Annotated in this window: 7 protein-coding genes, 2 tRNA genes and 3 pseudogenes; 2 read left to right on the top strand and 10 right to left on the bottom strand. The window is 71.4% G+C overall.

The window, feature by feature from the left end; genetic code table 11:
* A pseudogene (locus AB0E14_RS38900) lies at nucleotides 1-71 on the bottom strand (preprotein translocase); the annotation flags it as partial.
* A 41-nt stretch (nucleotides 72-112) separates the two neighbouring features.
* Nucleotides 113-1,192 (bottom strand): annotated as a pseudogene (locus AB0E14_RS38895) (amino acid permease); the annotation flags it as partial.
* 58 nt (nucleotides 1,193-1,250) lie between these two features.
* Between AB0E14_RS38895 and AB0E14_RS38890 the strand changes: the two are divergent.
* The gene (locus AB0E14_RS38890) at nucleotides 1,251-1,520 is read left to right on the top strand and encodes a GlsB/YeaQ/YmgE family stress response membrane protein (protein WP_362430033.1); all 270 of its coding nucleotides are present in this window, start codon (nucleotides 1,251-1,253) and stop codon (nucleotides 1,518-1,520) included.
* On the opposite strand, the gene AB0E14_RS38885 is transcribed toward AB0E14_RS38890, so the two are convergent.
* From AB0E14_RS38885 to AB0E14_RS38865, 5 genes are all read right to left on the bottom strand, one after another.
* Nucleotides 1,517-2,149 carry an alpha-ketoglutarate-dependent dioxygenase AlkB gene (locus AB0E14_RS38885; RefSeq protein ID WP_362430030.1) on the bottom strand — a complete coding sequence of 211 codons (633 nt, stop codon included), beginning with the start codon at nucleotides 2,147-2,149 and terminating at the stop codon, nucleotides 1,517-1,519. The two genes, AB0E14_RS38890 and AB0E14_RS38885, sit on opposite strands and share 4 nt — an antisense overlap.
* Nucleotides 2,149-2,643 carry a methylated-DNA--[protein]-cysteine S-methyltransferase gene (locus tag AB0E14_RS38880; protein ID WP_362430027.1) on the bottom strand — a complete coding sequence of 165 codons (495 nt, stop codon included), beginning with the start codon at nucleotides 2,641-2,643 and terminating at the stop codon, nucleotides 2,149-2,151. The genes AB0E14_RS38885 and AB0E14_RS38880 overlap by 1 nt, the downstream gene beginning before the upstream one ends.
* 162 nt (nucleotides 2,644-2,805) lie before the next feature.
* Nucleotides 2,806-3,231, bottom strand: coding sequence for a DUF6228 family protein (locus tag AB0E14_RS38875; RefSeq protein ID WP_362430024.1), 426 nt, complete (start codon nucleotides 3,229-3,231; stop codon nucleotides 2,806-2,808).
* Nucleotides 3,232-3,293: 62 nt separating this feature from the next.
* Nucleotides 3,294-3,369: transfer RNA gene (locus tag AB0E14_RS38870), tRNA-Trp, on the bottom strand.
* 137 nt (nucleotides 3,370-3,506) lie between these two features.
* Nucleotides 3,507-3,998, bottom strand: coding sequence for a YajQ family cyclic di-GMP-binding protein (locus AB0E14_RS38865; protein WP_362430021.1), 492 nt, complete (start codon nucleotides 3,996-3,998; stop codon nucleotides 3,507-3,509).
* Between the two features lie 180 nt (nucleotides 3,999-4,178).
* On the opposite strand from AB0E14_RS38865, the gene AB0E14_RS38860 reads away from it, so the two are divergent.
* Nucleotides 4,179-4,260: transfer RNA gene (locus AB0E14_RS38860), tRNA-Tyr, on the top strand.
* 198 nt (nucleotides 4,261-4,458) lie between these two features.
* On the opposite strand, the gene AB0E14_RS38855 is transcribed toward AB0E14_RS38860, so the two are convergent.
* The 3 genes and pseudogenes from AB0E14_RS38855 to AB0E14_RS38845 form a co-directional block, all read right to left on the bottom strand.
* Nucleotides 4,459-5,397 (bottom strand): pentapeptide repeat-containing protein, encoded by a 939-nt coding sequence (locus AB0E14_RS38855; protein ID WP_362430018.1) that lies wholly within the window; start codon nucleotides 5,395-5,397, stop codon nucleotides 4,459-4,461.
* Nucleotides 5,398-5,834: 437 nt separating this feature from the next.
* Nucleotides 5,835-6,491 carry an SDR family oxidoreductase gene (locus AB0E14_RS38850; RefSeq protein ID WP_362430015.1) on the bottom strand — a complete coding sequence of 219 codons (657 nt, stop codon included), beginning with the start codon at nucleotides 6,489-6,491 and terminating at the stop codon, nucleotides 5,835-5,837.
* 2 nt (nucleotides 6,492-6,493) lie between these two features.
* Nucleotides 6,494-7,046 (bottom strand): annotated as a pseudogene (locus tag AB0E14_RS38845) (hydrolase); the annotation flags it as partial.

Genomic DNA, 7,046 nt, shown 5'->3' with positions numbered 1-7,046 from the left:
GGATCGAAGTCGACCTCGCCGGGGCGGCTCTCCGGGGCCCAGGTACGCAGCAGGTACGACGCGTCGCGCACGACGAAGGCGCTGTAACGGGAGCGAGGGGGCGGTGCGAGCGGCCCAGGGTCCACGCGGAGGCGTTGGCGATGCCGTAGTAGACGAGCACGCCGAAGGACGAGAAGGCGATGCCGCCGCGCACGTCCGCCGTGGCCGCCACCACGGCGACGACCGCGCCCACCGCGAGTTCCGCCCGGTGCGGCACCTGGAAGCGGGGGTGGACGGCGGCGAGCGCCGTCGGCAGATGGCCGTCCCTGGCCATCGCCAGGGTCGTACGGGACACCCCGAGGATCAACGAGAGCAGCGAGCCGAGCGCGGCGACGGCCGCCCCGACCACGACGACGGGCACCAGCCACCCCGCGCCGGCCGCGCGGGCGGCGTCGACCAGCGGGGCCGGCGAGGCGGCGAGGGCGGACGGCCCGAGGACGGCGAGGACGACCACCGCCACCGCCGCGTAGACGGCGAGGGCGATGCCCAGGGCGAGCGGTACGGCCCGCGGGATCGTCCGGGCCGGGTCGCGCACCTCCTCGCCGAGCGTGGCGATCCGCGCGTACCCCGCGAAGGCGAAGAAGAGCAGCCCCGCCGCCTGGAGCACCCCGCCCACCGTCACCTCGGAGCCGAGCGCGAGACGTTCGAGGCCGGCCTCGCCCGATGCGGACACGGTGACGACGAGAGCGGCGAGCACGGCGAGCACGACCGCCACGATCACCCGGGTCAGCAGCGCGGACTTGTGTACTCCGCCGTAGTTCAGGGCCGTCAGCGCCACCACGGCCGCGACGGCCACCGCGTGGGCCTGCTCCGGCCACACGTAGGCCCCGACGGTGAGCGCCATCGCCGCGCAGGAGGCCGTCTTGCCGACGACGAACGCCCAGCCCGCGAGGTAGCCGAGGAACGGCCCGAGGCGTTCGCGACCGTACACATAGGTGCCGCCGGAGGCCGGGTAGCGGGCGGCGAGCCTGGCGGAGGCCATCGCGTTGCAGTACGCCACGAGCGCGGCGAGCCCGAGCGCCGGCAGCAGGCCCGCCCCCGCCGCCCCGGCGGCCGGGCCGAGCGCGACGAAGATCCCGGCCCCCACCATCGAGCCGAGCCCGATGACGACGGCGTCGAAGACGCCGAGTGAGCGGCGCAGTTCGGGTGTCATGCACCGCACACTACGGGGAGGTCGCAACCGCCCCCGTCGCGGAGGCGTCTTCGGGGGCATGAACGTCATCAGCTGGATCGTCCTGGGCCTGCTCGCGGGCGTCGTCGCCAAGGTCCTGCTCCCCGGCCGCGACCCGGGCGGGCTCATCGGCACGACCCTCATCGGCATAGCCGGCGCCTTCATCGGCGGCTGGATCTCGTCCACCTTCCTGGACCGCCCGATCACCACCGGCTTCTACGACACGGCCACCTGGCTCTCGGCCATCGGCGGCGCGCTGGTGCTCCTGATCGCGTACCGGATCCTCTTCGGCCACTCACGCTCGCGCTAGGGCCCTCCTGAGGCCCCCGTCTCGCGGAGGGTGATGTTGAGCCGCCCGCGGAGCCCGAGAGCGGGATCTCCCGTGCCGGGCAGCACCTTGGGGACACCGTGGTACGCGAACCGCGAGGGCCCGCCGAAGACGAACAGATCCCCGGACGCCAACTCGACGTCGGTGTAGGGCCGTCCCCGGTTCTCGGTGTTCCCGAACCGGAACACGCAACGGTCCCCGAGGCTCAAGGACACGACCGGAGCCCCTGACCGCTCCTCCTTGTCCTGGTGGAGCCCCATCCTGGCGTCGGAGTCGTAGAAGTTCACGAGCGCGGCGTCCGGCGAGAAGTCCGCCGCCTCCCCGAAGGCCTCGCGCACCGCGTCCCGCCCCAAAGCGCGCAGCCATGGGGGCAGTTCCACCTCGACGACATCGAGATACCGGTACGGGACCCACCGCCGCCCGAGGCAGAGCGACCGCACCGACATGACACCGCCGCCGGGCAGCACGGTGTGTTCGTACGTCAGGGGCCCCCGCCCCCACTCCCGGCAGGCGGCCACCAACTCCCGCTGCCGGTCGAGGGAGAGCCACCCGGGCACATGCATGGCGCCGGGGGCGACGACGGCCCGCGAGCGCGGGAAGAGCCCGTCCATCAACAGTTCCGTTCGATCCCGAGCAGCCGTTCCTTGCGGTCCAGACCGGCCGCGTACCCCCGCAGGCTGCCGTCCGCGCCGACCACCCGGTGGCAGGGCCGCACCACGAGCAGCGGATTGCGCCCGATCGCGGTCCCGACGGCCCGCACGGCGGCCCCGGAGGACCCGACCTGCCGGGCGATGTCCCCGTAGGAGACGGTGGTCCCGTACGGGATCTCCTCCAGCGCGCGCCAGACGCGCCGCTGGAACTCCGTACCGCCGTCCGCGAACGCGATCTCGAACCGCTCGCGCCGCCCGTCGAAGTACTCGCCCAGCTGCCCGGCGATCTCCTCGAACACCTCGGGAGCGTGCCGCCACCCGTCCTCGACGGCGGCGCCACCCTTCTGCCCCGGCAACGACAGCGAAACCAGCTCGACCGCCCCATCGCCGCCGGCCGGCCGCCCGACGAGCAACATCCGCCCCAGGGGCCCGTCGACGTACGCGTACACGGTCATGGCGGTTCCTCTCCTCGCGCTCCTACGCCTCCAGTGTGCGAGCTCCACGGACGCCGAGGCTGGCGGTTTTCGGACACAACACTCCCGTAGCGCCGCCCGGACGGGCACCCGGCACGGAATCGAGGGGCGCCCGGCCGTAACCGCCGGAGCCACTCGCCGACGTCACGAGGCGCCGCCGAGAAGGGCCCGGACATCCCTGGCGAGGTTCCGCATGTCCTCCCCGGGCGCGTGAGCCGTCACCGTCTCGAAGTGCCACTCCTCGGCCGGCCAGTGGCTGTGCAGCCCCCATGTCAGATGGACGTAGCCTCGGGGGCCGTGGGTGGCCGAAACCGTCAGGACGTTCTCCAGGGACCGCCATGCGCGCGCTCCGGCCCATCCGCGGAAGTCCTCGGCCAACCCGTCGAGGAAGCGGTCGAGGCCGTCCCCCTCGACGGTGCGGACGGACACGTCGACGCTCACCCCCGCACCCCGGGCACGCACGAGGAAGTCGAGCATCGGATCGTTCTCGATCTCCGGGAACGGCCGGGTGGGTTCGCACAGCCGCACGCGGACGGACGGGCTCTCGGCGCTCTCTACGTGGACGGCCATTCGCGCAGGCTAGGCGAGGGAGGCCAGGCCTGTGGATCGAATATCGCCCGGCGGATGAAGGGGCGGGGCGGCCGGATTCGAACCGGCGTCCTCGCGGTTTTGGAGACCGCGCGCGTCGACCGCTGCGCTACGGCCCCGCCTTGCGGTGATCATAGGCGGCCCCCCGGCCGCTCCGCCGGGGATTCCGGGGCCGCACGGCAAGGGCACAACGCGGGCAGCCGTCGAGGTGGTCTCGGCGTTGGGCCCCCGTTGTGCCCTTTCGTGCGGAGTCCGGGTCAGCGGTAGTTCACGAACTGGATCGCGAAGTCGAAGTCCTTGCCTTTGAGCAGCGCCTGCACCGCCTGCAGGTCGTCACGGCTCTTCGAGCTGACCCGGAGCTCGTCGCCCTGGACCTGCGCCTTGACGCCCTTGGGGCCCTCGTCACGGATGACCTTGGAGACCTTCTTGGCGTTCTCCTGCGAGATGCCCTCGACGACCGACGCGAAGAGCTTGTACTCCTTGCCGGACAGCTGCGGCTCACCGTCGACGTCCAGCGACTTCAGCGAGATCCCGCGCTTGATCAGCTTGGTCTGGAAGATGTCGAGGATCGCCATCACGCGCTCCTCGCCGTTCGCCTGCATCAGGATCTTCTCGCCCGACCAGGAGATCGAGGCGTTGGTGCCCTTGAAGTCGTAGCGCTGGGAGATCTCCTTGACGGCCTGGTTGAGGGCGTTGTCGACCTCCTGCCGCTCGACCTTGGAGACGATGTCGAAACTGGAGTCGGCCATGACGTGTGGCTCCTTGCGTCGAATGCGTTGCGGTTGCGTGGCGTACGGGGCAAGCCTAGTCAGTCGATCACCCGCGGACCGCTGATCAATCCGGTGGCGAAGCACCCCTGAGGATCAGGTATCGTTTACGTCGTTGCCCCGGAGCACCGCCGAAAAGCGGCTCCGAGCAGCGCATCCCATGGCGGTGTGCCCGAGTGGCCAATGGGAGCGGACTGTAAATCCGTCGGCTTAGCCTACCCAGGTTCGAATCCTGGCGCCGCCACGCGATAAGAACGGCCCCTGATCAGCGGAAACGTTGATCGGGGGCCGTTCGCATGTAAAGGTGAGACCAGGGTCGGTGTCTTACCCCGCACTGCTCCCCAACGGCGTGTCTGGACGAACCGTGGGGCGAAGGCAATGGAGCCGGTCGTCGGCGTGGGCACCGCGCTGACCGTCTTCCGAGTTCGGCGGCCCGCACCGGCTAGTCCTCCTGCGGCAGCCCAATGGCGCCGGTCCGTGTTGCTCCCGCCAGCTTCACCCCGGCGAGCTTCGCGCCACGGAAGTCCGCGTTGGTCAGGTTGGAGCGACTAAGGTCCGCGCCGCGAAGATCCGCACCGTTCAAGGTGGCGTTGCTCAGATTCGTGTCGCTCATCTTGGCGTCTCGAAGGTCCGCGCCGTCCAGACTGGCGTGGTCCAGGTTGACGCAGTCCGTCCGCTCGACGAGCTCACCGGTCTCCGCATCCAGGAGAAGGTTGCCGCAGGTGAGGTCCGCTCCGCGCAGGTTCGCCCGCTTGAGCGTCGTGCTGCTGAGGCTCGCCCCCTGCAGCTGCGCCCCTCTGAGGTCGGCTCTCTCCAGGAAAGCGGCGTCCAGGTTCGCGTTGTTCAGGTAGGCCTTCTGGAGGTCCGCGCCGTTCAGATAGGCCCAGCGGAGGTCTGCTTCGTACAGGCTCACTCCGGGCAGCGCGATGGGCGCCTTGCCAGGAAAGTGGAGGCCGCGGAGATCAGTGCTGCTGAGGTCGATGACGGTCCCGGCGTCGTGGCGGAGGTCGCGTCTGGCCAGCGTGGCGATCGCTGCCCGGACGTCTGGCTTCGGCGCGTGATCGTAGGTGCCACCAAGGGGTGCCTTCAGGCTCTCTGCACTCGATCCAGCGTGTTGCTGAGCGAAGGCGGCAAGGACGGAGACGACCGTGGGGTGGTCGCGGGCGGAATCCTGCATGATGCGCTGCAGGGCGTAGATCCCGCCCAAGCGGACGTCCATGGATTGAGTTCCCAGATTGCCGACTGCCGCATTGAACCGGTCGGTGATCTGTCCGTGTTCTGAGATCCGCAGTTCCTTACTGGCCTGTCCTACCTGCATCCAGGTGAACAGCAGAGCGCCCAGCGCCGCGAGTCCCGGCAAGCTGACCGCGACAAGAGTCACCCACTGCAGCCGGCCCTCAGCCTCGGCCCTGGACACCGCCGATCGGCGGGGGCTCCGGCGTCGGCGGACACGACCCCGACGGGCAATATGCGCCGGAGCGACTCGACACCCAGTTTTCCAGCCACCCGCTCATCGCAACCCGCTGCGTCTGGGGCAGCAACTTCCGCTACGCCAGACGGACCGCCGCCGAACGCGGCCGCCGAGGACCGTGTCGAGCAAGCATGCTTCCTCTGACTCGGCGGTGCGGGAAGGCACCGAACCGCTCACAGAGCCTCGGCTCGGACGAGTTCCAACTGCCTGAATTCTCACCGGACCTGTGGCCGGAACCGGGTGTGTTGGCTTCTGGGGCATCGCCACGCGACAGGGAGGTCCCCGGTGTTCGCGCCGGGGACCTTCTTCGTGTTCGGGTGGACGGGCGGAGCAGGGCCCGCGCCCGGTCAGTTGCCCGCTACGGCCTTCACCGCGACCGTGACCGGGGTCGAGCCGCCGATCAGTTCCAGGGTCAGGCCCGCCGTCGCCGGGGTGTCCAGGAGTTCGGCCAGGACCGCCGCCACGTCGTCGCGGGGGATCGGGCCGCGGCCCGTCGTCGCCTCCAGGCGGACCAGGCCCTTGCCCGCGTCGTTCGTCAGCATGCCGGGGCGCAGGATCGTCCAGTTCAGGGCGCCACGCGCGCGTACGGCGTCGTCCGCCGCGCCCTTGGCGCGCAGGTAGGCGTCGAAGACCTCGTCGCCCGGGTGACCGGAGTCGGCGCCCATCGACGAGACCACGATGTACCGGCGTACGCCCGCCCGTTCCGCCGCGTCGGCGAAGAGGACCGCGGCCCCGCGGTCCACCGTGTCCTTCCGGTCCACGCCGCTGCCCGGGCCCGCGCCCGCCGCGAAGACCGCCGCGTCCGCACCCCGCAGGGCCGCCGCGACGTCCTCGACGGTCGCCGACTCCAGGTCCAGGACGATCGGTTCCGCGCCGGCCGCCCGCAGGTCCTCCGCCTGGTCCGGGTTTCTGATGAGCCCCGCGGGCTCGTGCCCCGCCGCGGCGAGCAACCGCTCCAGACGCAGGGCGATCTGACCGTGTCCTCCAGCGATGACAATGCGCATACTCACGACCGTACGACGGGACCGGCCGGAGGGCTTCCCGGATCGGGGCGTTCCGGCCGCGCCTGCCGCGGCAGGTCGAGCGCCGCCGCCGAGTCGCAGTACTCCCGTACGGCGCTGGTCCGCGCCACCACCCGGCCCCGGTGCACCACGATCCGGCTGTACGCCAGGGACAGCACGCCCGACAGGCGCTCCCCGCGCACGGCGAGCAACTCGGCCGGAAAGCCGGCCTCCACCCGTACCTCCGCCAGCCCCATCGCCCCGCGAGCCGCCGTGCTCACCGCGCCGTAGGCGTCCTCGACGGCCATCCCGCCGAGCGAGGCGAGCAGGTACGCCGCCTCCAGCGGGTCCCCGCGCCCCACCGGGTTGGAGACGTCCCGCAGCGCCCCGCTGCCGGCCGCCAGCCGTACCCCCGCCGACCGCAGCAGCCGCACCGGGGCGACGCCGCGCCGCTCGGTCGCCTCGCAGCCGCCCTGCGGCAGGCACACCACCGTCACGCCCGCCGCCGCCCCGAGCGTGGCGACCATCTGGTCGACCGTCAGCGCGGCCTTGGACTGC

Origin of the sequence: Streptomyces sp. NPDC047981, from assembly GCF_040653315.1 — a bacterium.
Lineage (GTDB): Bacteria > Actinomycetota > Actinomycetes > Streptomycetales > Streptomycetaceae > Streptomyces.
This window is presented reverse-complemented; position numbering and strand designations above follow the sequence as displayed.

What these genes read in the sequence shown, in the direction of transcription:
- AB0E14_RS38880 (WP_362430027.1), bottom strand. Translation starts at nt 2,643, where the DNA reads ATGACCGTGTACGCGTACGTCGACGGGCCCCTGGGGCGGATGTTGCTC.
- AB0E14_RS38875 (WP_362430024.1), bottom strand. Translation starts at nt 3,231, where the DNA reads ATGGCCGTCCACGTAGAGAGCGCCGAGAGCCCGTCCGTCCGCGTGCGG.
- AB0E14_RS38890 (WP_362430033.1), top strand. Translation starts at nt 1,251, where the DNA reads ATGAACGTCATCAGCTGGATCGTCCTGGGCCTGCTCGCGGGCGTCGTC.
- AB0E14_RS38885 (WP_362430030.1), bottom strand. Translation starts at nt 2,149, where the DNA reads ATGGACGGGCTCTTCCCGCGCTCGCGGGCCGTCGTCGCCCCCGGCGCC.
- AB0E14_RS38865 (WP_362430021.1), bottom strand. Translation starts at nt 3,998, where the DNA reads ATGGCCGACTCCAGTTTCGACATCGTCTCCAAGGTCGAGCGGCAGGAG.
- AB0E14_RS38850 (WP_362430015.1), bottom strand. Translation starts at nt 6,491, where the DNA reads ATGCGCATTGTCATCGCTGGAGGACACGGTCAGATCGCCCTGCGTCTG.